At 63.4% G+C, this 25,793-nt stretch carries 21 protein-coding genes and 2 pseudogenes; 8 read left to right on the top strand and 15 right to left on the bottom strand.

Annotation, left to right across the window (positions count from 1 at the left end; genetic code table 11):
• Positions 1–42: 42 nt before the first annotated feature.
• Positions 43–501 (bottom strand): GatB/YqeY domain-containing protein, encoded by a 459-nt coding sequence (locus tag CTR53_RS04705; protein WP_290809638.1) that lies wholly within the window; start codon positions 499–501, stop codon positions 43–45.
• 289 nt (positions 502–790) lie between these two features.
• On the opposite strand from CTR53_RS04705, the gene carA reads away from it, so the two are divergent.
• Genes carA through CTR53_RS04680 form a run of 5 tightly spaced genes read left to right on the top strand, consistent with a single transcriptional unit; the run spans position 791 to position 7,303 of the window.
• Complete coding sequence (gene carA / locus CTR53_RS04700; protein WP_290809637.1) at positions 791–1,966, top strand: glutamine-hydrolyzing carbamoyl-phosphate synthase small subunit; 1,176 nt, start codon at positions 791–793, stop codon at positions 1,964–1,966.
• Between the two features lie 30 nt (positions 1,967–1,996).
• Complete coding sequence (gene carB / locus CTR53_RS04695; protein WP_290809636.1) at positions 1,997–5,230, top strand: carbamoyl-phosphate synthase large subunit; 3,234 nt, start codon at positions 1,997–1,999, stop codon at positions 5,228–5,230.
• Positions 5,231–5,251: 21 nt separating this feature from the next.
• Positions 5,252–5,725: a transcription elongation factor GreA gene (gene greA, locus CTR53_RS04690; RefSeq protein ID WP_144258852.1), complete on the top strand. Its 474-nt coding sequence runs from the start codon at positions 5,252–5,254 to the stop codon at positions 5,723–5,725.
• Positions 5,726–5,747: 22 nt separating this feature from the next.
• Positions 5,748–6,614, top strand: a complete 867-nt coding sequence (locus CTR53_RS04685; protein WP_290809635.1) for an alpha/beta hydrolase — start codon at positions 5,748–5,750, stop codon at positions 6,612–6,614.
• Complete coding sequence (locus tag CTR53_RS04680) at positions 6,611–7,303, top strand: response regulator transcription factor (RefSeq protein WP_290809634.1); 693 nt, start codon at positions 6,611–6,613, stop codon at positions 7,301–7,303. The genes CTR53_RS04685 and CTR53_RS04680 overlap by 4 nt, the downstream gene beginning before the upstream one ends.
• 32 nt (positions 7,304–7,335) lie before the next feature.
• Here CTR53_RS04680 and CTR53_RS04675 read toward each other — a convergent pair whose 3' ends face one another.
• Complete coding sequence (locus tag CTR53_RS04675) at positions 7,336–8,091, bottom strand: enoyl-CoA hydratase-related protein (protein ID WP_290809633.1); 756 nt, start codon at positions 8,089–8,091, stop codon at positions 7,336–7,338.
• Positions 8,092–8,213: 122 nt separating this feature from the next.
• Between CTR53_RS04675 and CTR53_RS04670 the strand changes: the two genes are divergently transcribed.
• Complete coding sequence (locus CTR53_RS04670) at positions 8,214–9,047, top strand: MBL fold metallo-hydrolase (protein WP_290809632.1); 834 nt, start codon at positions 8,214–8,216, stop codon at positions 9,045–9,047.
• Between the two features lie 13 nt (positions 9,048–9,060).
• Positions 9,061–9,924 (top strand): class I SAM-dependent methyltransferase, encoded by an 864-nt coding sequence (locus tag CTR53_RS04665; RefSeq protein WP_290809631.1) that lies wholly within the window; start codon positions 9,061–9,063, stop codon positions 9,922–9,924.
• A 265-nt stretch (positions 9,925–10,189) separates the two neighbouring features.
• Here CTR53_RS04665 and CTR53_RS04660 read toward each other — a convergent pair whose 3' ends face one another.
• From CTR53_RS04660 to CTR53_RS04600, 13 genes and pseudogenes are all read right to left on the bottom strand, one after another.
• Positions 10,190–11,365, bottom strand: coding sequence for an ABC transporter permease (locus tag CTR53_RS04660; RefSeq protein WP_290809630.1), 1,176 nt, complete (start codon positions 11,363–11,365; stop codon positions 10,190–10,192).
• Between the two features lies 1 nt (position 11,366).
• Positions 11,367–12,392 carry an ABC transporter permease gene (locus CTR53_RS04655; RefSeq protein WP_290809629.1) on the bottom strand — a complete coding sequence of 342 codons (1,026 nt, stop codon included), beginning with the start codon at positions 12,390–12,392 and terminating at the stop codon, positions 11,367–11,369.
• Between the two features lie 15 nt (positions 12,393–12,407).
• Complete coding sequence (locus CTR53_RS04650) at positions 12,408–12,770, bottom strand: hypothetical protein (RefSeq protein ID WP_290809703.1); 363 nt, start codon at positions 12,768–12,770, stop codon at positions 12,408–12,410.
• A 78-nt stretch (positions 12,771–12,848) separates the two neighbouring features.
• Positions 12,849–13,115 (bottom strand): annotated as a pseudogene (locus CTR53_RS04645) (ABC transporter substrate-binding protein); the annotation flags it as partial.
• A 124-nt stretch (positions 13,116–13,239) separates the two neighbouring features.
• Positions 13,240–14,022 (bottom strand): annotated as a pseudogene (locus CTR53_RS04640) (ABC transporter substrate-binding protein); the annotation flags it as partial.
• 221 nt (positions 14,023–14,243) lie between these two features.
• On the bottom strand, positions 14,244–16,136 hold the full coding sequence (locus CTR53_RS04635) for an ABC transporter ATP-binding protein (RefSeq protein ID WP_290809628.1): 1,893 nt from the start codon (positions 16,134–16,136) through the stop codon (positions 14,244–14,246).
• Positions 16,133–16,624, bottom strand: coding sequence for a hypothetical protein (locus CTR53_RS04630; protein WP_290809627.1), 492 nt, complete (start codon positions 16,622–16,624; stop codon positions 16,133–16,135). The genes CTR53_RS04635 and CTR53_RS04630 overlap by 4 nt, the downstream gene beginning before the upstream one ends.
• Complete coding sequence (locus CTR53_RS04625; RefSeq protein WP_290809626.1) at positions 16,621–17,427, bottom strand: polysaccharide deacetylase family protein; 807 nt, start codon at positions 17,425–17,427, stop codon at positions 16,621–16,623. Before CTR53_RS04625 ends, CTR53_RS04630 begins: the two co-directional genes overlap by 4 nt.
• Positions 17,424–18,581, bottom strand: a complete 1,158-nt coding sequence (locus CTR53_RS04620) for a glycosyltransferase (protein WP_290809625.1) — start codon at positions 18,579–18,581, stop codon at positions 17,424–17,426. Before CTR53_RS04620 ends, CTR53_RS04625 begins: the two co-directional genes overlap by 4 nt.
• Positions 18,581–19,159: a histidine phosphatase family protein gene (locus CTR53_RS04615; protein WP_290809624.1), complete on the bottom strand. Its 579-nt coding sequence runs from the start codon at positions 19,157–19,159 to the stop codon at positions 18,581–18,583. The genes CTR53_RS04620 and CTR53_RS04615 overlap by 1 nt, the downstream gene beginning before the upstream one ends.
• Complete coding sequence (locus CTR53_RS04610; RefSeq protein ID WP_290809623.1) at positions 19,156–20,295, bottom strand: glycosyltransferase family 4 protein; 1,140 nt, start codon at positions 20,293–20,295, stop codon at positions 19,156–19,158. The genes CTR53_RS04615 and CTR53_RS04610 overlap by 4 nt, the downstream gene beginning before the upstream one ends.
• Positions 20,296–20,308: 13 nt before the next feature.
• Positions 20,309–21,559 (bottom strand): glycosyltransferase family 4 protein, encoded by a 1,251-nt coding sequence (locus CTR53_RS04605; RefSeq protein WP_290809622.1) that lies wholly within the window; start codon positions 21,557–21,559, stop codon positions 20,309–20,311.
• A gap of 23 nt (positions 21,560–21,582) precedes the next feature.
• A complete protein-coding gene (locus CTR53_RS04600) occupies positions 21,583–22,806 on the bottom strand; it encodes a glycosyltransferase (RefSeq protein WP_290809621.1) in 1,224 nt (407 codons plus the stop codon).
• A gap of 224 nt (positions 22,807–23,030) precedes the next feature.
• Between CTR53_RS04600 and CTR53_RS04595 the strand changes: the two genes are divergently transcribed.
• Complete coding sequence (locus tag CTR53_RS04595; RefSeq protein WP_290809620.1) at positions 23,031–25,685, top strand: ABC transporter transmembrane domain-containing protein; 2,655 nt, start codon at positions 23,031–23,033, stop codon at positions 25,683–25,685.
• Positions 25,686–25,793: the final 108 nt, after the last annotated feature.

Below are 25,793 nucleotides of genomic sequence, written 5' to 3'. Positions count from 1 at the left end.
TGACCCCGGATTCTTGAGCGACTCGGGCCGACTCGGCCGACCTCAGCTCAGCAGGCCCTTCAGGATAGCCGCAGCCTTGGCGGAGTCCATCTGCCCGGTGTACTTGGCCTTCAGGATCGCCATGGCCTTGCCCATGTCCTTGATGCCCTGGGCACCGACTTCGGCGATGGCGGCCCTGGCGGCGGCCTCGATCTCGGCATCCGACAGCTGCTTGGGCAGATAGCTCTCGATAACCGCGATTTCTTCCTTTTCCTGGGCGGCCAGCTCCGGGCGGTTGCCCTGTTCATAGAGCGTGATCGACTCGCGGCGCTGCTTCACCATGGTCTGCAGCAGGCCCAGGATGGCGTCGTCGGGGATGCCGGTACGGTCGTCGCCGGAGGTGCGGGCGGCAATGTCGCGGTCTTTCAGCGCCGCCAGGATCAGCCGCAGCGTCGCGAGACGGCGGGCATCCTTGGCCTTCATGGCATCCTTGAGCGCCTGATTGAGCGTCTCGCGCAGCATCGCATGTCCCCCAGCGGTAACGGAATCGGAGTCGTTTTTGAAAGGCGCGCAGCATAGCCCAGACGCCTCGCAGGTGCAAAAGGAATAAATTATTGATTTTACTGCGCTTTTAGCGCTCCGGCCGGGGTTGACTGGGGCGGGCGTTTTGATATGGTCCGGCCTCGGTTGAAGCGGCGCCCGCCGCCGCCGCAATCATCGTTGAACAGCTGTGCCGTACCGCCGGATGCCCTCGCCTCCGGTGGTTTTTTGCGGCCTGAAGGCTGCCCAGACCGAGTTGATGGAGTTCCCCATGGCCGAGACCCCCGAATACGCCGCACCGCCCGGACCGGGCTATACGGCCGTCGTGGTGCTGGCCGATGGCCGCGTCTTCTGGGGCCACGGGCTAGGCGCCGAAGGCGACACGGTCGGCGAGGTCTGCTTCAACACCTCGATGACCGGCTACCAGGAAATCCTCACCGACCCGTCCTACGCCGGCCAGATCATCACCTTCACCTTCCCGCATATCGGCAATGTCGGCACCAACCCGGAAGACATCGAGACCCAGGGCATCGCCGCCCGTGGCCTGATCCTGCGCGCGCCGATCACCAGCCCGTCCAACTTCCGCAACAACAGCCATCTGAATGACTGGCTGAAGCTGCGTGGCCTGATCGGCGTGTCGGGCATCGACACCCGCGCGCTGACCCGTCGCATCCGCGACCAGGGCGCGCCGAACGGCGTGATCGCCCATCACAGGGACGGCAAGTTCGATCTCGCAGCCCTGCACGCCAAGGCCAGGACCTGGCCGGGCCTGGAAGGCATGGATCTCGCGGCCGAAGTGACCTGCCGCCAGACCTACACCTGGGACGAGACGCGCTGGCAGCTCGGCAAGGGCTACGGCAAGCTCGAGAATCCGAAATTCCACGTCGTCGCCATCGACTACGGCATCAAGCGCAACATCCTGCGCTGCCTGGCCGATATCGGCGCCAGGGTCACCGTCGTGCCGGGCAATGCCACGGCGGAAGACGTGATGCGCCACAAGCCTGACGGCGTGTTCCTCTCCAATGGCCCCGGCGACCCCGCGGCGACCGGCGAATATGCCGTACCGACGATCAAGGCGCTGGTCGACAGCGGCAAGCCGGTGTTCGGCATCTGCCTCGGCCACCAGATGCTGGCGCTCGCACTCGGCGGCAAAACCGGCAAGATGGAGCGCGGTCACCGCGGCGCCAATCATCCGGTGAAGGATCTCGAGACCGGTGTGGTCGAGATCACCAGCCAGAACCACGGCTTCTGCGTGATCGAGGAAAGCCTGCCGCAGAATGTGGTGCGCACGCATATCTCGCTGTTCGATGGCTCGAACGAAGGCCTCAAGCTGACCGGCAAGCCGGTCTTCTCGGTGCAGCATCACCCTGAAGCCTCGCCCGGCCCGCAGGACAGCCATTATCTGTTCAAACGCTTTGCAGAGTTGATGGAGCAGAAGCGCGGTTGATGCCGCGCTTGCTTCGCTCCCAGGTGAACCATGCCCAAACGTACTGACATCAAAAGCATCCTGATCATCGGCGCCGGTCCCATCGTGATCGGCCAGGCCTGCGAATTCGACTATTCCGGCACTCAGGCCTGCAAGGCGCTGAGGGAAGAGGGCTATCGCGTCATCCTGATCAACTCCAACCCGGCCACGATCATGACCGATCCGGGCCTGGCGGATGCGACCTATATCGAGCCAATCACGCCCGAGATCGTCGCCAAGGTGATCGAGAAGGAACGCCCCGACGCGCTGCTGCCCACCATGGGCGGCCAGACCGCGCTGAACACCGCGATGAAGCTGGACGAAATGGGCGTCCTGAAGAAATTCGGCGTCAAGATGATCGGCGCCACCCGCGAAGCCATCGAGATGGCGGAAGACCGCGAGCAGTTCCGCCAGGCGATGAACCGCCTGAAGCTGGACATGCCGCGCTCGGGCACCGCGCATACGCTGGACGAAGCGCGCGCGCTGCTGCCCACCGTGGGCCTGCCGGCCGTCATCCGGCCTTCCTTCACGCTGGCCGGCACCGGCGGCGGCATCGCCTATACGCGCGAGGAATTCGACGAGATCGTTACGCGTGGCCTCGATGCCTCGCCCACCACTGAAGTGCTGATCGACGAGTCGGTGCTCGGCTGGAAAGAATACGAGATGGAGGTTGTCCGCGACCGCAAGGACAACTGCATCATCATCTGCTCGATCGAGAATATCGATCCGATGGGCGTGCATACCGGCGACAGCGTCACCGTCGCGCCGGCGCTGACGCTCACCGACAAGGAATACCAGATCATGCGCGACGCCTCGATGGCGGTGCTGCGCGAGATCGGCGTCGAGACCGGCGGCTCGAATGTGCAGTTCGCCGTCAATCCGGCCGATGGCCGCATGGTCGTGATCGAGATGAATCCGCGCGTCTCTCGCTCTTCGGCCCTGGCCTCGAAGGCCACCGGCTTCCCGATTGCCAAGGTCGCCGCCAAGCTGGCGATCGGTTACACGCTGGATGAGCTGATGAACGACATCACCGGCGTGACGCCGGCCTCGTTCGAGCCGACCATCGACTACATCGTTACCAAGATGCCGCGCTTCACCTTCGAGAAGTTCCCCGGCACGGATCGCCTGCTGAACACCTCGATGAAGTCGGTCGGCGAAGCGATGTCGATGGGTCGCAGCTTCCAGGAAAGCATCCAGAAGGTGCTGCGTTCGATGGAGACCGGCCTGAACGGTTTCAACGAAGTGCAGATCGCCAATGCCGAAGATTCGGATGGCAAGGAAGCCATCGTGGCCGCGCTGGCGCGGCCGACGCCGGATCGCCTGCTGGTGATCGCGCAGGCCTTCCGTCATGGCCTGTCGAGCGCCGAAATCCACGCGGCCTGCAAATACGATCCTTGGTTCCTGGAGCAGATCGAAGAGATCGTCCGCACGGAAGAAGGCATCCGCAAGAACGGCCTGCCGAAGGATGCCGACGGGCTGCAGGCGCTGAAGCGCATGGGTTTCTCGGATGCGCGCCTGGCCGAGCTCACTCAGGCGAAGGAAGCCGAAGTTTCGGCCGCGCGCCGCAAGCTGGGCGTCGTGCCGGTATTTAAGCGCGTCGATACCTGCGCCGCCGAGTTCGACAGCACCACGCCATATTTTTATTCGACCTATGAATTCGGTCCCGAGGCCGAATGCGAGGCCCAGCCGCAGGACCGCACCAAGGTGATGATCCTCGGCGGCGGTCCGAACCGCATCGGCCAGGGCATCGAATTCGACTATTGCTGCGTCCATGCCGCCTATGCGCTGAAGGAAGCCGGCTTCGAGACCATCATGGTCAACTGCAATCCGGAAACCGTGTCGACCGATTACGACACCTCGGATCGCCTGTATTTCGAGCCGCTGACCGTGGAAGACGTGCTGGAAATCGTGCGCGTCGAACAGTCGAAGGGTACGCTGCTCGGTGTGATCGTGCAGTTTGGCGGCCAGACGCCGCTGAAGCTCGCCGCCGGGCTGGAAGCCGCGCAGGTGCCGATCCTCGGCACCTCGCCGGACGCCATCGACTTGGCCGAAGACCGCGAGCGTTTCCAGCAGCTGCTGCAGCAGCTCAAGCTGAAGCAGCCGGAAAACGGCATCGCGCGTTCGGAAGACGAGGCGCGTCAGGTGGTGGCCCGCATCGGTTATCCGGTCGTGATCCGGCCGTCCTATGTGCTGGGCGGCCGCGCCATGGAAATCGTGCGCAGCAATGCGCAGCTCGAACGCTATATGACCGAAGCCGTGAAGGTTTCGGGGTCGTCGCCGGTGCTGATCGACAGTTACCTGTCGGACGCCATCGAAGTCGATGTCGACTGCCTGGCCGATGCCGAGACGCAGTTCGTCGCCGGCGTGATGGAGCATATCGAAGAAGCCGGGATTCACTCAGGCGACAGCGCTTGTACCCTGCCGCCCTATAGTCTGGCGCCGGACATTATCGCCGATATCCGGCAGCAGACCGAGGCGCTGGCGCGGGCGCTGAAGGTCGTCGGCCTGATGAATGTGCAGTATGCGGTCAAGGACGGCGTGGTCTATATCCTTGAGGTCAATCCGCGTGCCTCGCGCACGGTGCCCTTCGTGGCCAAGGCCATCGGCCAGCCGCTCGCCAAGATCGCCTCGCGCGTGATGGCCGGCGAAAAACTTGCCAGCTTCAACCTGCATGAAAACGAAGTCGACCATATCGCCGTCAAGGAAGCGGTCTTCCCGTTTGCCCGCTTCCCCGGCGTCGACATCATCCTCGGCCCCGAAATGAAGTCGACCGGCGAGGTGATGGGCATCGACCACGATTTCGGCACCGCCTTTGCCAAGGCGCAGCTCGCCGCCGGCACCATCCTGCCGGCTGCCGGCGGTGTGTTCATCTCGGTCCGTGACGGCGACAAGCCGGGGCTGGTCGATTCGGCCCGCCGCCTGGTCGCCATGGGCTTCGAGATCGTCGCCACGTCGGGCACCGCGCGCTTCTTCGAGGAGCACGGTATCGCCGTCAAACGCGTGAACAAGGTGATGGAGGGTCGCCCGCATATCGTCGATGCGATGAAGAACGGCGACATCCAGCTGGTCTTCAATACCTCGGAAGGCGCTGCCTCGATCCGCGACAGTTTCGACCTTCGTCGCACCGCACTGATGAATAAAATCCCGTACTTCACCACCACGGCCGGCGCCAAGGCGGCCGTACGGGCGATCGAGGCGCTGCGGGCAGGAAGCCTTGCGGTCACCCCTCTGCAGGCTTACTTTTAACGGTCTGACAGGAAGGCAATGATGCAGAAGATTCCGATGACCGCGACCGGCTACCAGCGTCTGGAGGCCGAGCTGAAGAATTTAAAGTCGGTCGAACGACCGTCGGTGATCCGTGCGATCTCGGAAGCGCGTGAGCATGGCGACCTGTCCGAGAATGCCGAATATCATGCCGCCAAGGAGCGCCAGGGCTGGATCGAGACGCGCATCCTCGAGGTTGAGGACAAGCTCAGCCGCGCCGAGGTGATCGATGTTTCCAAGCTGTCGGGCGACAAGGTGAAATTCGGCGCCACCGTCGTGCTGGCGGATGAAGACACCGACGAGGAAAGCACCTACCAGATCGTCGGCGCCGACGAGGCCGACATCAAGGCGGGGCTGCTCTCGATCACCGCACCGCTGGCGCGGGCGCTGGTCGGCAAGTCGGCCGGAGAGAATGTCGAAGTCTCCACGCCAGGCGGCTCGAAGGGCTACGAGATCGTCTCGGTCGCCTTCAAGTAAGGCAACTGCCGCGGGGAGTCCGATGGATCGCGCGACCCTCGACAAGCTCTACAACAATCGCGCCGCCGTTCCGACGCATCCGCAGGATATCGCGCGCTGGGCCACCGAGAGTGCGCGGGCCCGCGCCGAACTGCCGCATCACGCCGATCTGGCCTATGGCCCGCATCCGCGCGAAATCCTCGATCTCTTCGGACTGGCGGCACCGGGCCGGCCGCTGCTGGTCTTCATCCATGGCGGCTACTGGCAGGCGATGAGCAAGGGCGACGCGTCGCAGATCGCCAACGGTTTCGTCTGCGACGGCCTGGCCAATGTGGCGCTGCTGAACTATCCGATCGGTCCCGAGGCCCGCATGGACCAGATCGTGGCTTCGATCCGTCGCGGCATCCTGTGGCTGTGGCAGCATGCCGCCGAGTATGGCTTCGACCGCGACCGCATCTATGTCAGCGGGCATTCGGCCGGCGGCCATCTGGCCGTCATGGCGCTGCTGACCGACTGGCCGGCGCTCGACAAGGCGGCACCTGCCGATCTGATCAAGGGCGTACTGTCGATCTCGGGTCTGTATGACCTGCAGCCGATCCGGCAATGCTATCTCAACGACAAGCTGGGCATGGACGAGGCTGAGGCGGCGCGCAATTCGCCGCAGGCCATTCTGCCGACCAATACGGCCAGCATGCCGCGATTGGTCTGCGCGGTGGGCGGTGCCGAGACGCCGGCCTTCCTGCAGCAGCAACACGACTTCGTGACCGGCTGGTCCTCGCATGGCGGACACGTGACCGCCATCACGGTACCCGATCGGCATCACTTCGATATTGTCGACCAGATGGCGCGGCCCGGTGCAATCCTGCAGACCGTGATGGCCGATATGCTGCGTCAGGGGGAAACATCATGAGCGGACCGAAGCGCGTTCTTCTGGTCGATGACGACAAGACCCTGCAGGGCCTGCTGGCCGAGCAGCTGGAAACCACGCGCGAATTCTCCACGCTGTGCGTCAACGATGCCGCTGCCGCATTGCAGGCGGCACCCGGCGAGCATTTCGATCTGGTGCTGCTGGATGTCGGCCTGCCGGATATGGACGGCCGCGATCTGTGCCGCGAATTGCGCAGCCAGGGCCTGCGCGCGCCGGTGATCATGCTGACGGCGGCCGATGGCGAGGCCGACACCATCATGGGGCTGGAGGCGGGCGCCAACGACTATATCACCAAGCCGTTCAAGCTCGGCGTGCTGATCGCGCGCATCCGCGCCCAGCTGCGCCAGTTCGAGCAGAGCGAGGATGCCGTCTTCACCATCGGGCCATACAGTTTCCGGCCCGCCAACAAGGTGCTACTCGACAACGAGAAGGCGGGCAAGAAGGTGCGGCTGACCGAGAAGGAAACCGCGATCCTGAAATACCTGCTGCGCGCCGGCACCAGGCCGGTGCCGCGCGAAACCCTGCTGGCCGAGGTCTGGGGCTACAATGCCGGCGTTTCCACCCATACGCTGGAGACGCATATCTATCGCCTGCGCCAGAAGATCGAGCGCGATCCCGGCGCCGCCCGCTTGCTGATCACCGATCCGGGCGGCTACCGCCTGCAGCCCTGATTACGGCAAGACACCTGATTTCCGGGAAGTGACTAGCGGCCGCCAAATCTGGGCGGCCGTTTTTCTGCCATCGCCACGCGGCCTTCGAGGAAATCTTCGGTGCGGAAGCTGGCGGCGGCGCGGTCGCGGGCGGCACGCTCGTCGAACAGGTTTGCTGCGATCTCGTTCAGGCTCTGCTTCATGCCGCGCACCGCCTGCGGCGCCAGGCCGCTTAGGGCCGTCGCCAGCGCTTGCGCGCGTTCGCTCAGCGCATCGGGTTCCACCAGCCAGTCGAGGAAGCCTGTGCGCAGCATTTCAGCGTCATCGAATGTTTCTGTGGCGAGGAACAGGCGCTTGGCCGGGCCCAGTCCCAGCCTTGTCACCGCGCGTTTCAGGCCATGCGGGTGATACTGGATGCCGAGCTTCGCTGGCGGAATGAAGCTGCGGATGCCGCGCGCGCCGAGACGGAAGTCGCAGGCCAGCGCCAGATCGGTGCCGCCGCCATAGACGCCGCCCTGCAGCACGCAGAGCGTGGGGAAGGGCAGGTTCTCCAATCGGTCGCCGACGCGTTCCAGCGGATTGTCGCGCCAGTCATGGCCGGCCACGGCTCCTAAATCCACGCCGGCGCAAAAGCTTTTGCCCTGCGCGCATAAGAGGAGTGTGCGGATATCGGACCGCCCGGCGAGGTCGATCAGGGCGGAATCCAGGGCCTCCAGATCGCGAATTTCCAAGGCATTATGCTTTTCCGGCCGGCAAAATGTGACGGTCGCCAAAGAACCTTGGATTTCGGCAATAAACGCTTGAGACATCCGTCTGTCCGCCCTTAATCTATTTCATGAATGATTTCCGCACAGACCTAGCCAGCCGGCAAGGTTCAGTCGGCACAGAAGGCGCTCCATCCCTCGACGCTGACGGGAAAAAGGAGGCCACGGTGGGGGTTGAAGATTTTTACGTGCGCTTCTGGGGCGTTCGCGGCAGCATCGCTGTCGGCTCGCCGGAAGTGATGCGCTATGGCGGCAACACCTCGGTCATCGAGGTGCGGTGCGGCTCGCATCTGCTTATCTTCGACACCGGCACCGGCGTGCGCGCGCTCGGTATTGCATTGAGCGATGCGAAAGAGCCGGTCGATGCCGATGTCTTCTTCACCCATACCCATTACGATCATGTCTGCGGCTTGCCGCATTTCTGCCCGGCTTTCGATCCGCGCAACACATTCCGCATCCATGCCGGCCATGTTACCGATAACGGCGGCATCAAGGGCGTGCTGAAGCAGATGATGTGCTCGCCGCTGTTCCCGGTGCCGCTGGAAATCTTCCAGGCCAATCTCAGTTTCCATGACTTCGAGCAGGGCGCCGTGCTGGAGCCGCATCCCGGCGTCAAGGTGCGCACCGGACCGCTGAGTCATCCAGATCTCGCCACCGGCTATCGCATCGAATTCCAGGGCAAGTCGATCTGCTACCTGACCGACACCGAACATCCGGCCGAAGGGCATGACGAGAATATCCTCAAGCTCATCAAGGGCGCCGACATCGTCATCTATGATTCGATGTATACCGAGGAGGAATATGCCTGCCGCAAGGGCTGGGGCCATTCCACCTGGCAGGCCGGCGCAAAACTCTGCGATGCGGCCGGGGTGAAGACCTTCGTCGTCTTCCACCACGATCCGGAACACGACGACGCCTTTATGGACAAGGTGGCTGCCGAGGTGGAGAAGGCACGCCCGGGCTCCATCGTGGCCCGCGAAGGCCTCGTGCTGCGGCCCTGATGACACGCTGCTGATGTCCGGCGTAAAACACTGGCGGCGGCTCCGCATGGGGCTGCAGACGTTGTTCGGCCTCCGCCGGCAAGGCTTTTTCATTCCTTATCGCTATGCCGACGGCGTGGCGCCGGTGCAGCCGGTCTATGCCGCGCTGGCCGAACGCTTTGCTGCCGCCGAGCCGGGTTTCCTCGACCTGCTGCGCGGTGCCGAAGGCTATGCCGAGGCGCTGCTGGCGATTGCTGCCGAAGCTGGCGGCGGACCGAAGTTCGACCAAGACTGGTTCCCGACGCTGGATGCCGTGGCGGCCTATACGCTGGTGCGGCAATCCGGGCCGAAGCGGATCGTCGAGGTCGGCTCGGGCCATTCCACGCGCTTCCTGGCGCGCGCCGTGCAGGATGCCGGACTTGCCACCGGGATCACCGCCATCGATCCACAGCCGCGTGCCGCGCTCACCGGCCTGCCGGTGCGGTTCCACAATGCAATCCTGCAGACGGCGGATCCGGCGATCTTCGCCGCGCTGGAGCCCGGTGATATCCTGTTCATCGATTCCAGCCATATCCTGATGCCCGGCACCGACGTCGACTGGCTGTTCAATCGCGTGCTGCCGGCGCTGCCGCCGGGTGTGCTGGTGCATATCCACGACATTTTCCTGCCCGACGACTATCCCGCCGGCTGGGCCTGGCGCGGCTATAACGAGCAGCAGGCGATCGGCCCGCTGCTGGCCGGCGGATTCCAGCCGGTCTTTTCCAGTCACTATGCGTGGACGCGGCTAAGTTCCGCCGTGCAGGGCGGCATCGTCGGCCGCCTGCCGCAGACGGCCGGTGCTTATCCCGCCAGCCTGTGGCTGATCCGGCCGAATTTGGTGCCGCCTGCTCCGCCTTGATGTGGCGCAGGATTTCCGCTAATATTCCTATAGTAAGAACAATTGTTCCGAATTCTGGTGCATGCGTCAGGTCTTGTGCTGTACCGCTGTTGGACATTGTGAATAGGGAAATCAGTGCCTTGGCACGGAATGCCAATAGTTTAACTGGCACCTAATTGGCTCTAACTGGCCTTAACGGGCTCAAACTGGTTTTAACTGGACGAAACTGGCTCCGAACGGGACAGAACTGGCCTTGAACGGGACGCAACAGGCTCGGCCGGGCCGCTCAGCGATAGGGATCGGCGGCGTCGCGCAGGCCGTCTCCGAAGAAGTTGAAGGCCAGCACCACCACGATCACCGGGATCGCCGGTGCCATCAGCCAGGGGTACAGCGCCACCACGTTGATGTTCTGGGCCTCGTTCAGCAGCACGCCCCAGGAGGTGATCGGCGGCCGCAGGCCGAGGCCGAGGAAGGACAGCGCGGTTTCGCCCAGGATCATCGACGGGATCGACAGCGTGGCCGAGGCGATCAGGTGGCTCATGAAACTGGGCAGCAGATGCCGGCCGATGATGCGGCTGGGCGAGGCGCCCATCAGCTGCGCCGCGGTGGCGAAATCTTCCTCGCGCAGGGCCAGTAGTTTCGAGCGCACGGCGCGGGCGAGGCCGGGCCAGTCGAGCAGGCCGAGGATGATGGTGATGCCGAAATAGACCAGGATCGGCGACCACGTCACCGGCAGGGCGGCGGACAGCGCCATCCAGAGCGGCAGTTCGGGCAGACTTCGGATCAGTTCGATCAGGCGCTGGATCACATTGTCGATCCAGCCGCCGTAATAGCCGGAAATACCGCCCAGCACGATGCCGATGATGAAACTGATGGCGATGCCGAACAGGCCGACGGTGAGCGAGATGCGCGTGCCGTAGACGACGCGGGAGAAGATATCGCGCCCCAGCCGGTCGGTGCCGACCAGATAGAAATCTCCGCCTTCGGCCGGGCAGACGACGTGAAAGCGCATCGTCACCAGGCCCATATACTCGTACTGGTCACCCTGGCAGAAGAAGCGCAGCTTGTGCACCTTGCTGAGGTCCGGTGCATATTCGCGCTTCAGCGTCTCGGTATTCATGCGGAACCGCATGCCGTAGACGAAGGGCCCGACGAACTCGCCTTCGTGGAACAGGTGGATCTCATGCGGCGGCGCATAGATGCCGCGCGGGTTGCGGGTCTGCAGGTTGTAGGGCGCGATGAATTCCGAGAACAGCGTCGAGGCGTAGATCAGCAGCAGGATGATGCCGCTCCACAGGCCGAGCCGGTGGCGCTTGAACTTCCACCACATCATCTGCCACTGCGAGGCGCGGTAATACTTCTCCTGGCCCGCCGTCATCTGCTCGATCGAATAGGGATCGAACGGCGTGGGATTGACCCAGTGTTCCGGACGGGCCGGCTTGGGAACGGGCGTCTCGCTCATGCTACTTGGCCTGCCCGCCGGTCAGCCGGATACGCGGATCGAGCAGCGCCAGCAGGACGTCGGATACCAGCATGCCGACCACGGTCAGCAGCGCCAGGAACATCAGGAACGAGCCGGCGAGATACTGGTCGAGCGACTGCAATGCGCCCAGCAGCATCGGACCGGCGGTCGGCAGGCTCATCACCACCGAGACGATCACCGAACCGGAAACCACCGACGGCAGCAGATTGCCGATATCCGAGATGAAAGGATTGAGCGCCATGCGGATCGGATATTTCACCAGCAGGCGCAGCGGCGGCAGGCCCTTGGCGCGCGCCGTGGTGACATACTGCTTCTGCAATTCGTCCAGCAGGTTGGCGCGCAGGCGGCGGATCATCGCCGCCGTGCCCGAGGTGCCGATCACGATCACAGGTACGATCATATGCACCATCATCGACCTGATCTTGTCCCAGTGCCAAGGCGCATCGATCAGTTCGGGATCGACCAGTCCGCCGATACTGACGCCGAACCAGATGTTGGAATAGTAGAGCATCACCAAAGCCAACAGGAAATTCGGCGTCGCCAAGCCGATATAGCCGAACAGGGTGAAGCCGTAGTCGCCCCAGGAATACTGCCGGGTCGCGGAGTATACGCCGATGGGGAAGGCGACGGCGTAAATGAACAGGATGGTGAAGACGTTGATGATTGCCGTCATCAGCAGGCGGTCGCCGATCAGTTCGCCGACCGGGCGGTTGTATTCGAACGACCAGCCCCAGTCGCCCTGCAGGATGCCGGAGAAACCGTTCGGACCGGGAATGAAGCCCATCCAGATCGCATACTGCTCCATGATCGAGCGATCCAGCGCATATTGCGTGCGCAGGAACTCGGCGCGCTCCATGGCGCTGGTTTCGCCCTGCGCGCGCAGCTCGGCGATCTGGTTCGACAGATAGTCGCCGGGCGGCAGCTTGATGATCAGGAAGATCAACAGGCTGATGATCAGCAGGGTAGGGATCATCAGCAGCGTTCGGCGCGCAAGATACATGAGCATGCTGGATATGCCTGCTTACTGGCCGAACCAGAAGGTTTCCGGCCGATACAGGCCGATGAAGGCGCCGGGGTCCCAGTTGAAGATGCCTTCCTTCGGAATGTTCTGCAGCTTCTTGCTGGCCACGATCGGCTGGAAGACGCCGGTCACGATGCCGATGGTAAAGGTCTGTTCGGCATGAATGCTGAGCATGCGATGCCAGATCCGGGCGCGCTCGGCCTTGTCGCCGGTTTCGAGCCAGGTGTGATACAGGTCGAACAGTTCCTGCGCCGCCGGCATGTCGACCGGTTCGCCGGACTGGTGGCCGGTCTCATACCACTGGCCCCATTTCGGCCATTGCAGACCGTATTGCGACGTGGGCGCCAGCTCGTTCGGTTTCATGTCGGCGGTCGGCAGGCCGTTCTCCAGACCCGACCAGACCGACATCATGGCCTCGCCGGAGAAGATGCGGTTGCGGACCACGTCGCGCTGGCTCGGTTTGGAAAACAGCTTGATGCCGATCTTGGCCCAGTTCTCGCCGATCAGTTCCAGCACGTCGGTCTGCTCGGTATCCTCGCCTGCGGTTTCCACGATGATCTCGGCCGGCCGGCCGTCGGGCAGCAGGCGCACGCCGCTGCCGTCCCGCCTGGTCAGGCCGATCTGATCGAGCAGCTTGTTGGCGGCGGCAGCATCGAATTGCGCATGGGCCGTCTGGTATTCCGGTTTGAACAGCGGGCTGTCCGGCATCACCGTGTTGTTCGACTCGATCGCNNGCATCGCGCATCAGGCCACGCCAGACCGGATCATTGGCATTGAGATTGGGGAAGAGCGCGATATGCGAGCCTTTTGCTGTGCGCCACAGCAGCGTCTTGTAGCCGGCACGCTTCTCGTTTTCCTTCAGGAAGGTGAAGTTGCTGAAATTCACGCTGCGGAACTGCAGGTCCGCTTCGCCCGCGCCCGCCTTGGCGGGAATCAGCTTGCCGTCGGCCTGGGTGAAGATGATCCGGTCGAGATAAGGCAGCTGGCGGCCATTGGTATCGATGCGGTGGTAATAGGGATTGCGCACCGCGACGAAGCGCACGGCGGGCGGCTTGGTCGTGATCGTCCAGGCATCCAGCAGCGGCAGATCGGGATTGTCGCCTTCCACCATGTTGTCGACACGGCTGTGCAGGGCGGCCCAGTTGGCGCGCTTTTCAGCCGTGACCATCGCGGCCAGCTTCTGCGGATCGGCGTAGCGCGCATGGAACTGCTTCAGGTAATGCGCCGGGCGGTAGAGGTTGAAAGCGGAGGAACCGGCGATGCGCGGCAGGAAGGACGGATTGCGCTTCGACCAGCTGTAACGCACGGTGGTGTCGTTGATGATCTCCACCTTCGGCTTCTCGCCGTCCACCAGCAGATCCTGCATCGGCCCCGCCGGGCTCAGTTCCTTGTTGTTGGCAACGTCTTCCCAGTAGTAACGGAAATCTTCCGTCGTGAAGGGATGGCCGTCCGACCAGCGGTGACCCTTGCGGAGATGGAAGGTGAAGACGCGGTCGTCCTCGACCTCGAATTTCTCCAGGATGTCGGGAACGAATTCGTATTTCTCGTCGTAGACGATCAGCCGGTTATAGGCGATCACATTGAGCAGGCGGGTTTCGCGCGCACGGCTGATCATGCTGCGCAGATCGCCGCCATGGCGGCCGAGTTCGCGCGGCGTGACCACCAGCGGCTGCTGCGGCAGGCGCTGCGCCACCGGCGGCAGCTTTCCGGCATTCACCTCCGCCTCCAGCATCGGCGTTTCCTGCAGATCGGGCAGCTGAGACTGTGCCCTGCCGTCGACAGATGCGAAGGCGGCGAGGATCGCCAAAAGCATGAAGGCGGAGCGAAGCGGCTGCATCATGCGACAAGATCCCGGAAATCGGCATTGGCGTCGGCGCGGACGAAATGGCCATGGCCAAGATCGATCATGCGCGGCCGCACGGTGCCGTCAATGGTGAAGGGGCGCGGCCATGCCGCCGGTTTGGACGCCTTGCCTTCCATCAGCAGATGCAGGTCGAGGCGACTGTTCGGATCCGGCTTTGGCACTGCGGCCAGCAGCGCCTTGGTGTAGGGATGAACCGGATTGTTGAAGAGGTGTTCGCGCGGCGCCAGTTCGACCAGGCGGCCGGCGCACATGACGGCGATGCGGTCGGCGACGTAGTCGACCACCGCCAGATTGTGCGAGACGAAGATGTAGGTCAGGCCCAGTTCGGATTTCAGATCCTTCAGCAGGTTGAGGATCTGCGCCTGGATCGACACATCGAGCGCGGAAACCGGTTCGTCGCAGATCAGCAGTTCGGGCTGCAGGGCAAGCGCGCGGGCGATGCCGATGCGCTGGCGCTGGCCGCCCGAGAAAGAGTGCGGATAGCGGCGCAGGAAGCGGGGATCGAGCCCGACCAGCGTCATCAGCTCTTTCACGCGTTCGAAACGCTCGTCGGCATCGCCGATCTTATGGATCACCAGCGGCTCGGACAGGATATCGAATACCGTCATGCGCGGATTGAGCGACGAGAACGGATCCTGGAAGATGAACTGCACCTGCCGGCGGTAGCGGAACAGGTCCTCATCCTCCAGTTTCAGCACATCGGCGCCCTTGAAGCGGATATTGCCGCTGTCGGGCGTGATGGCGCGCAGGATCAGCTTGCTGGTCGTGGTCTTGCCGCAGCCGGACTCGCCGACCAGCCCCAGGCATTCGCCGCGCTGTACCGAGAAGCTGACATCGTCGACGGCTATCACCGACGAGGCCGCGTTGGCCGGGCGGAACATGCCGCTCTTGCGCAAGGAGAAGCTCTTGCTGACATGCTCGACTTCCAGCAGCGTCTCGCCCGCGCGATCCTTGCCGGGTGCCTTGCTGCGCAGCAGGCCGCCGACCTCGCCCTTGATTTCGCGCAAGGGCACCAGCCGTTCGCCCGGCTTCATGTTGAAGCGCGGCACGGCATGCAGCAGCGCCTTCAGATAGGGATGCTTCGGACTGCCGAAGATGTCGTGCAGACCGCCACGTTCCATCGCCTGGCCGTGATACATCACGACGATCTCGTCGGCCATATTGGCCACCACACCGAGATCATGCGTGATCATCAGGATCGCCATGCCGAGTTCGGACTGCAGATCCTTCAGCAGTTTGAGGATCTGCGCCTGGATGGTGACGTCGAGCGCGGTGGTCGGTTCGTCGGCAATCAGCAATGCCGGGCGGCAGACCAGCGCCATGGCGATCATGGCGCGCTGGCGCAGGCCGCCGGACAGTTCGAAGGCATAGGTGCGCAGGGCGCGCTCCGGGTCCGGGAAGCCGACCAGGCGCAGCATCTCGGCGGTCAGTTCGCGCGCCTGATTGTCGTCGGCCTTGCGATGCAGCTTCAGCGCCTCGGAGATCTGGTCGCCGATGGTGTGCAGCGGGCTGAGCGAGGTCATCGGCTCCTGGAAGATGATCGAAATGCGGCCGCCCTGAAGCTGTCGCATGGCACTGCCACCGCGCGGCAGGGTCGCGATATCGATCTCGGCGCCGGGCTGCTGCGGATCGTGGAACAGGATCTGGCCGCCGGCGATCCGCGCCGGGCGCGGCAGGATGCCCATGATCGCCTGGCTGACCACCGACTTGCCCGAGCCGGACTCGCCCACCAGCGCAACCGTGCCGCCCTGCGGGATGCTGAAGCTGATGCCGTTCACGGCGCGGATCAGGCCTTCCGGCAGATCGAAATGCACCTGCAGGTCACGGACCTCAAGCACGTTGCGATTCAGCTCCGAAACGCTCACGGCTGGTTTCCTTCAACGCTGTGCAGGCGGCCGGCGTTCAGGCGAGAGGTTTCACTGATGGCGACGCCGTTCTGCCCGGCCGCGGCAAAAGCCCGTTCGACGAGGGACGGAAAACCAATCAAATTGCTGTCGACCCGCAAAGTTCCCCCTTCCGCCTCGATCACCAGCTGCAGCCAGCCTTCGCTGCGATCGCGACGTGTCGAATAGTAGCGCAGGGTCACGGCCTTAAGCGTCGGCCATGGCAGAGCCACCGTTCTTCCCCATCCCCGTCGGACCACCCCGGTCGTGTCGAGTTCGATCTCGATCTGCTGGCGCCAGGCTGTCACCGCGCCAAGCCACGCAAAGAGCAGGCTCAACCCGACCAGCACGGTAAAAATGACAGATTGAGGGGCTGCGAACAACACCAGTCCCATGCAGATAGCGAGCCCGCCTCCCGCCCGCAGGTAGTCGGGCCAGAGCCGGGAGAGGGGGTAATACAGGCGGGTCATGACGCCGGCGTGGCAGGCGAGGCAGCAGAAGCGCCCGGTGCGCCGATTTTCATGGCCGCGCCAGCATCAAGCCAGCGAACGGCGGGATGGCTGGCCGTGCAGGACAGGAATTCGGCGACGAAGGACCAGATCGTCTCGTCGTGGCGGAGGTGATGGGTCAGCAATCCGAGAGGCTGCATATCCTGCTCGCCTGCCCGCATGGCGCGCAAATGCGCGCAGGCCATGGCCAGACAGCGTTCTACGGCCGCGGCATTGTCGCCGCCGTGCCAGTCGATGGGGTCGATATGGGTGTTCAGGATGGCAAGGCCGGGCGCGGCCCAATGGCTGCTGCGGGCCTGGAAAGCCGATACGGCACGATATCCCAAAGCTGGCATGGCCGGCAGGCAATCGGGTGCCAGCCGGTTCCAGGGCGGGACAAAGATCCGCAATAGCCGGGCGTCGAACAGTCTCTCCAGAAGGGCATGACCGGCCTGCATATCGGCGAGCCGGGCGGCCAATATCCGATCTGCCGAAAATTCAGATTTCTTTTTTCCAGGGCCGGCGTGATTGTGGTGACTGTAGCCATGTTGCAGTGCGGCAATCTGCGGTTCAGGCTCCAGCCGCTCGGCCAGCGTCGGCTGGGCCTGTGCCGGGATGACAGCCAGTGCGAGCGGAATGCCTGCCGCCCGGTGCTGGCCGATCAAACGGTCCAGCGCCGGGGTCACGGTCACGGCATCATCATCGCGCCACCAGAAAAAGGCAGTCCGTCCGTCTGACGCCCAGTGGTCGAGTTCGTCGGTCAGCGCCCGCCAGCCGGCCGTCATCGCCGATGCTTTTCGATCTCGGCCCGGATGCAGCGGGCGGTTTCTTCGGCACCGTCGAGCCGGATCGCAGTGGGATCGGGTTTCGGCGAGGCCAATGCATGGTCGACAATCGCGGCAAGCGTCTGCGGCGTCATTTCCGGCTCGGGCAGCATATGCATCAGGCCGCGTTTGGCCAGCAGGGCGGCGCGCAACGCCTGCTCGGTTTCATTACCGCCGACAAAGGGCACCACGACGGCGCGGGTGCCGCCGCCCAGCGTTTCCATCATGGTGTTGTAGCCGGCCTTGCTGATCGACAGCAGGCAATGGTGCAGCATGCCGGGAAAGTCGGGGCGCACCGGCTCGATGATCACGCCGCGCGGCGCCTTCTCGCGCAGTGTGGTGATGTTATGCGGATTCTCCAGCGGGCTGACCAGAATGCGCCATGTCTTATCGCGCGCCATCGTCAGCGGCCGGGCTGCGATGGCGGCCTGAAACAGCGCCATGCCGACAGCGCCGCCGCCGGCCGAGACCAGTACTTCGTCGATGCCGGCTTCGGTATAGGGAATGACATGCTGTTCGGCGATATAGCCGGTGTAGATCAGCATATGACGGATTTTTTCCGCCATCGGGAAGGTGTTCTCGAAGGCAATCACCGAAGGATCGCCATGCACCAGGGCTGCATCGAAATATTCCTGCAGCCAGGTGATCGAGTCGACGTCATGCTGCGGCTTGCCGCGGTCGACGAGGATGTCGCGTACCGAACAGAAAATCAGCGGGCGGTTCGGCATGCCGCGCAGCATCTGCAGCAGCGGCATCATCTCGAACCGCATCTGCCGGCGCCCGAAAGGAAACAGTTCGGTGATCACCATGTCGGGTGCGAAGTTATTCACCACATCCTGCAGCATGGTGCTGCGGGTCGATTTCCATTCTTCGGTGACGACCTCGCCATTGATATCGAGCAGGATCTTGAAAGTGGCGTCGCGCGCCCGTGCCGGCGCAAGCTGGACAAAGCCGATACCGTCAATGCCATGCAATGTAGGATCGGGCAGGCCACCGGAGACCAGCAGCGGCGTGGCGCCCTGGCGCAACAGCGCACGGCAGATAGACGCGGCGCGATGCAGATGGCCGACGCCAAGCAGGTGCTGTACCCAGATCAGGACGCGCGGGCCGGCCATCATCGCTCCAGTGGAATATTCGCCGCCACCAGACTGGGGCGACCATCTTCTGTTATGCTAAATTCCTGCAGGCAATGCCAGTCGAGCTTGACCGGGGCACGGCCCAGCATCGGCCAGTCGAAAGCCAGTGCCAGTACGGCACGGATAACGCCTTTATGGGTGACCGCTCCGGCGTCGGCCGGCAGGCCGCGCAACCATGGCAACAGCCGCTGCTGCACCTGACGCGGACTTTCTCCACCGGGCGGCTGCAGATCCAGGCCGCGGTCTTCGTTGGCCGTGAAGGCACGGCCATACGCCTCGCGCAGTTCGGGCAATGTGCGGCCTTCGTACTGACCCCAATCCATTTCGATCAGTGCCGGCTCGATCTGGGGCTGCAGGCCCAGCAGTGCGGCAGTTTCCTGTGTCCGGCGCAGCGGACTGGCATACCACTGCCTGCCACGATAGGCCGCCGGCACGGTGCGGCCGGTGAGTGCGGCGCGGCCAGTTTCCGACAGCCCAATATCGGCACGCCCTTGCAGGCGGCCAGCGGCATTCCAGTCGGTGGCGCCGTGGCGCAGCAGGACAAGGCGGCGGGTCATGCCGGCAATTCCAGTTCGGCGAAGAGGACTTTCAGCCTCGCCTGCGCGGCAGCCACCGAAAGTTCCTGCCGCACGCGCACCGGTGCTGCTGCCGCCATGCGCCGTCTCTGATCTTGCTCGGCCAGCAGGTCGCTGATGGCATTCGCCATCGTGGCCGGCGCGTCATCTGGCGTCAGCCAGCCGGTGATGCCATGTTCGACAATATCGGGCACGCCGCGCGTGCGAACCGACAGGACCGGCAATCCGGCCGCCTGCGCTTCCAGCAGCGCCATGCCATAGGCTTCATTGACCGCCGGCCAGACATAGAGATCACTGGCCGCATACAGCGCAGCGAGTTGATCAGGCTCCATCTGGCCGGTAAGCGTGACCAGGCCTTGCTGCGGTTTGAAGGCGGCGGCAACCATTTCGCGTGCCGGGCCGTCGCCCACGACAATGCAGTGCCAGTTCGTGCCGTGCAGCAAGGGCAGGGTCTCGGCCAGACGGCGGAAAGACGCCAGCTTGTCGCCGTCCCGCATCATGCCCACAGCCAGCAGCCATGCCTTGTCTGCCGGCAGCCCGAACCGTGCCGCCAGAGCAATCCGATGCTGTTCACGCAGCGCCAGGGCAGCGGTAAAAGGATCGGGATCGATGAAAGGTGCAAAATACCGCACGCGTGCTTCGCCTGCGCGGCCGACCAGTCCCGGAATATCGTGGCGCGTGACCGCCAGCAGCAGGTCGGCCGCGGTGATGGCCCGTGCAGCCTGCGCATAGCCGGTGGCCCAGGTGCCTTCACGCCGGCGCGGCGCGTCCGAGGCCTCGGCAATCACATAGGGCAGGCCGAACCGCTGTTTCAGCGCCGGGCCGATGTAATCCACGGCCTTGTGATAGACGTGGTAGGTGAACAGCAGGTCGGGCTTCTCTGCCGGATTTTTCTGCCAGGCAGCCGCCAGTATCTCGATCTCGGCAGCAGCCGCATCCGCCGTGGCTGCTTCGCGCGCCGCATCGCCATCGCGATTGTAGCTGCGCAGATCGGACAGCAGGACCACCTCATGGCCGAGGCCGCGCAGTGCGGCGATGAACAGGCGGGCGACACGGCGGTCGCCGGACGGGGCCGGATGATCGGACGGCTTGAGCGGTGCATAGAAGCCGATCCGCATGCCCGGTCTCCGTTCAGGCCGCCAGGCCGAAGCGCCGCGCGAGTTCCGCGATGCCGCCTGTCATGCCGAATGTTTGACGCACTCTGGCCGACGCAGCCTTGCCCAGCCGTTCGCGCAAAACAGGATCGACGATCACGTGGTTGAGCGCCACCGCCAGTTCCCCGACATCTTCGCTGGGCACCAGCAGGCCGGTTTCGCCATCCACGATCAGTTCGGGAATCGCGGAAATTGTAGTGGCGACGCAGGGCAGGCCCTGGCTCTGCGCTTCCATCAGCACATTCGGCAGTCCGTCCATGTCGCCATCCTGATCGCGACGGCTGGCCAAGGCAAAGACATCTGCCGTGCGATAGGCCTCAATCACGGTTTCCTGCGTGGCCGAACCCTGCCAGGCGACGTGGTCGGCAATGCCGAGGGTCATGGCCTGCGCCCTCAGCCTGTCGAGCAGCGGTCCGCCGCCGATATGCGTGAAATGCCAGTGCAGGTCGGTGGGCAAACGCGCCAGCGCCTGCAGCAGGATGTCGTATCCCTTCTTTTCGACGGCGCGGCCGACCGACAGCAGGCGCACCGGATCCTGCGCGTCGCGGCCGTCACGACGCGGACGCCAGACCGGCGGCTCGGGGAAGCGCGAGAAATCGATGCCGTGATAGACCAGCGACACTCGTTCGGAATCGCTCAGGGCGGAAAGATGCGTGCAGTTATGCGCCGTGCAGGTTATGGCCCACTGGCAATCGGCGAGCTTTTCGCGCTTTTCCCAATCCGGTGTGATCCAGATGTCGCGGGCATGTGCCGAGGCCGTCCATGGGCATTGCAGGATCTGTGCGGCGTAACGCGCGACAGAGCCCGGCGTATGGATGAAATGGGCGTGCAGGTGGCGATAGCGCCCCGGCAGTTCGGCGGCCAGCACCATGGCCTGGCCGAAACGGCGGATCCGGTTGCTGGTACGATCGCGTTTGAAATCTTTCCACCAGAGCTGCAGGGCATGCCGGTAACCGGGCAGGCGTCGCGCACGCCACCAGCCACGCAGCACACGCAGCGGTTCCTGATACAGGTATTCCGGCAGATACAGAATCTGTGCGCGAATCTGGTCGTGCAGGCTGTGGCGCTTGCGGTCGGTGGGATGACGCAGCGACACGATCAGGATGTCCAGCCCGCGGGCTTCCAGTGCGGCGATTTCCTGCGCGATGAAGGTTTCCGACAGGCGTGGATAGCCTTTCAGAACGAACGCAACAGGCGCCGGGACGGAGGGCTGGGAGGACTCTGACATACGCGGGAAGCGGGAGCGGCCAATCAGCCGCGCAATTCGACCACGTTACCCGGCCGTTCGGCAAGCGGGCGAAGCCAGGGCTGAACCAGGCGGTCGACGTTGTCGAGGCCTTCGAGCAGGCCGGGGATCACGATCTGGGACGGCAGCGCCTGACGCGGCAGGTTGCGCAGGGCATTCGCTATCACTGCGGGGTCATACTGGCCATCATCTTCCAGCATGCGGATCAGGCCGAGTTCCTGTGCACGGCTGGCGCGGATGAACTGCTCCATGCGCGGGCGTTTGCGCGGCACGATAATGGCTCGCTTATCGAGCGACAGGATTTCGCAGAAGGTGTTGTAGCCGCCCATGGCCAGCACGCCGACGGCGTTCTGCACCAGATGTTCCATATGGGCATCGAAGGTGATGGCCTCGACACGCGACAGGCGCGAGACGCGGGTCAGGAATTCGCCGCGGCGGTCCTTCTGCATGAAGGGGCCAAGCACGATCAGTGCCGGGTAGGGCAGGATTTCGTTGCTCTCATAGGCACGCAGCACCCAGTCGATCAGGCCTTCGCCGTCGCCGCCGCCGCCGGGCGTGACCAGCAGGAAGGGCCGCTGGGTGATCTCAGGAAGCTGATGCTCAGGCTGCGCTTCGCCGGATGTGCGCGGCAGGTAGCCGGTATAGACCACCTTGCGGCGCACCTTCTCCGGCAGGGCGATGCCGGCCAGCGGATCGCAGAATTGCGGCAGGCCGTAGACCCAGATCTGGTCGAACAGATGCTTCAGGGCCGGCATGACGTTCTTGCGTTCCCATTCCGGCTTCAGCGCGCTGGGTTCGTCCATCACGTCGCGCAGGCCGAGGACAATACGGGTACCGCGTTCCTTCAGCATCTTCATGGTCGGCAGCACTTCGCCGCGCAGGCCGAGCGGTTCCTTGTCGACAATAAAGATGTCCGGGTCGAAGACGCGGGCGGTATGCTGGATGATCTCGGCCCTGATCTTCAGGGTCTCCTCGATATCCATCGGCAGGTTCAGCGAGGTATATTGGCCGTCGCGCAGCTTGATCACGCCGGGCACACGCACGAAGTCGACCCGGCTGCGGAAGTCGAAGCTGCCGATGATCGGCGAACCCGACATGATCAGCACCGACATATCGGGGTGGCGTTCCACCATGGCATGCGCAATGGTGCGGCACCGGCGCAAATGGCCGAGTCCGAATGTGTCGTGGCTGTAGATCAGCACACGGGTGCCGTCGCTACGCGATACCATGCTGGCTTCCCCCCTGACGGGAGCATCGGGGCAAACTGGAACTCAAACTCGGGCGGACTATGGCATACGGGGCCCGCTCAGGCCAAGCCCTGGTTCCAGCAAGCCCCTGACTTAAATGGTGATCCCGGGCACAGTCGGATCTAGCAAAAGATTGGCGGGTCGTGCTGGCGATTGGCTGGCCGGCTTCCTTCGGCTAAGGTCGAACCGGGGACCAGGGGCGCGGCGTGGAAAAAAATCTCTACGGCTTCATCGTAAAATACAGTCTGAAGCAGCAGGTTATCATTACCCTGCTTTCGATCGCGTCCTTCGTTCCATACTATTATTATCTCAGTATCCCGAAGGCGATTGTCAACGAGGGTATCCAGGGCAAGGATATTTCCTTCCCGGTGGATCTCTACGGCCTCGGCCTGTGGCAGATGGATCACACCACCTATCTGTTCTGGCTCTGCGGCGTATTCCTGCTTCTCGTCCTGGTGCAGCAGGGTTTCAAATACGCCATCAACTATTTCCAGGGTGTTGCCGGCGAGCGGATGTTGCGCCGCCTGCGCTACGAACTTTACGCCCATATCCTGCGCTTCCCGCTGCCCACCTTCCGGCGGACCAGCCAGGGCGAAATCATCCCGATGGTGATCGCCGAAGTCGAGCCGGTGGGTGGCTTTATCGGCGAAAGCTTTGCCCTCCCGGTCTTCCAGGGCGGCATGCTGCTGGTGATCTTCGGCTTTCTGCTGCTGCAGAATCCGCTGATGGCACTGGCCGCCGTCGCGCTCTATCCGATCCAGTTCTATTTCGTGCCGAAAATGCAGGCCAAGGTACGCGCGCTGGGCCGCGACCGGGTCAAGAACCAGCGGCGGCTGTCGGATCGCATCGGCGAAAGCATCAGTGGCATTACCGAATTGCATACGCATGACGTCTCGAACCGCATGCTGGCTGAATTCACCGGCCGTCTGAGCATCAGCTACTGGATCCGCGTCGAGATTTATCAGCGCAAGTTCATGATCAAGTTCCTGAACAACTTCATTCAGCAGCTTGGCCCGTTCTTCTTCTATGCCATTGGCGGCTATCTCGCGATCCGTGGGCAGATGGATGTCGGTACGGTGGTGGCGGCGGTGAATGCGCATAAGGAAATGGCCTCGCCGTGGAAAGAACTGTTGAATCACTACCAGCAGCGCGAGGACGTGAAGCTGAAATACGAGCAGGTGATCACGCAGTTTGCGCTGGATGACATGCGCGATCCGGCGGATCAGCTGGTTGAGCCGGAGCAGCCGGTGTCGCTGGCCGGGCCGGTTTCCATTACCAGTCTGGTGATGAATGACGACCAGGGGCAGCCGATCCTGGAGAATCTCAACCTTACATTGCCATGGCCGTCCCGCGTCGCCATCGTCGGCGACAATGGCCGCGACGAACTGCTCCAGCTGTTGGCGCGGCTGCACGACCCGACGCGCGGTCGCATCGCAATCAACGAGAAGAATTTGGCGGAGCTGCCCGAAACCGTCACCGGTCGCCGGCTCGCCTATGTCAGCGCCTCCAGCTATATCTTCAATACCTCACTGGGCGACAACCTGTTCATGGGCCTGCGGCATCGGCCGCTGATCGAACGTGAGCGACAGGCCGAACTGCTGGCGCGGTATGAAAGGGAACTCGCAGAGGCGCATACCTCGGGCAATTCCCCCTACGACATCGACGCTGACTGGACCGATTATGAAGCCGCCGGCGCCACCGGGCCGGACGGCCTCATTGCCGTTGCCATGCCGGTGCTCAAAGCGGCCAGCTTCGATGACGACGTTTACCAGCTTGGCATGCGTGGCACGGTCGACCCGAAACAGAAGCCGGACGTGGCCGAGCGCGTGCTGGCTGCTCGTCGGGCTTTCCGCGAGAAGCTGACGAATGGCGATCTGGCAGATCTTGTTGAGAGCTGGGACCCGGCCCGTTACAACAATAACGCCACGGTTGCCGAAAACCTGATGTTCGGGACCGCTCGCAACGGCGTCTATGAAGAAGACAATCTGGCGCGCGACCCGCATGTACTGCGAGTACTCGAAGAAGCTGGCCTCCGTCGGCGCTTTCTTGAGATCGGCTACGACGTTGCCGGCACGATGGTTGAACTGTTCGCCGATCTGCCGCCAGAGCACGAATTCTTCCAGCAGTTCAGCTTCATCTCGTCGGAAGACCTGCCGGACTATAAAGACCTGCTGCAGCGCGCTAAGCCCGAAACGCTGGAGCAGCTTCCCGAGGCCGATCGGGTTCGTCTGATGTCGCTGCCATTCAAGCTGGTGCTGGCACGGCATCGCCTTGGCCATTTCACCGATGCTGAACGCGATGCAGTACTGAAGGCGCGCAAGATCTTTGCCGATACCCTGCCGGAAGATCGCAGGGGCGCGATCGCCTTCTTCGATCCTGAGCAGTTCACGGTGTCGTCCAGTGTCGTCGACAATATCCTGTTCGGCCGCGTCGCCTATGGTCAGGCGCAGGCACAGGAGAAGATCGGCCGCGTAATCGCCGATGTCGTTGAGCAGCTCAAGCTGCGCGAACCGATCATCGCCGTCGGCCTGCTGTTCGAGGTCGGCATCGCCGGTGCGCGGCTGAATGCGGCGCAGCGTCAGAAACTCGCCATTGCACGCGCACTGGTAAAACGGCCCGACTGGATCATGCTGTCGGAGGCAACCGCGGCGCTCGACCCGCGCAGCCATGCTGCGGTGGTCAAGTCGGTGACCGAATTGCGCAAGGATGCCGGCCTGATCTGGTCGCTGCAGCGCGCAACGGACTGCGAGAATTTCGATATCGTGGTGGTGGTCGAGAACGGGCGTGTCACGCATACCGGCTCCTATGCCGAACTGTGCGAACGCAGCGATCGCTTCAAACAAATGCTGGCCCCGTCCTGATCATGCGGGTGATGGAGAGCGGATCATGAGCCTGATTGAAGAAGTCGAACTGCTGCGGCGGATTCCGCTATTCGCCAAGATCGAACCGTCGAAGCTGAAACTGCTGGC

Origin of the sequence: Ferrovibrio sp. (assembly GCF_002796975.1) — a bacterium.
Lineage (GTDB): Bacteria > Pseudomonadota > Alphaproteobacteria > Ferrovibrionales > Ferrovibrionaceae > Ferrovibrio.
This window is presented reverse-complemented; position numbering and strand designations above follow the sequence as displayed.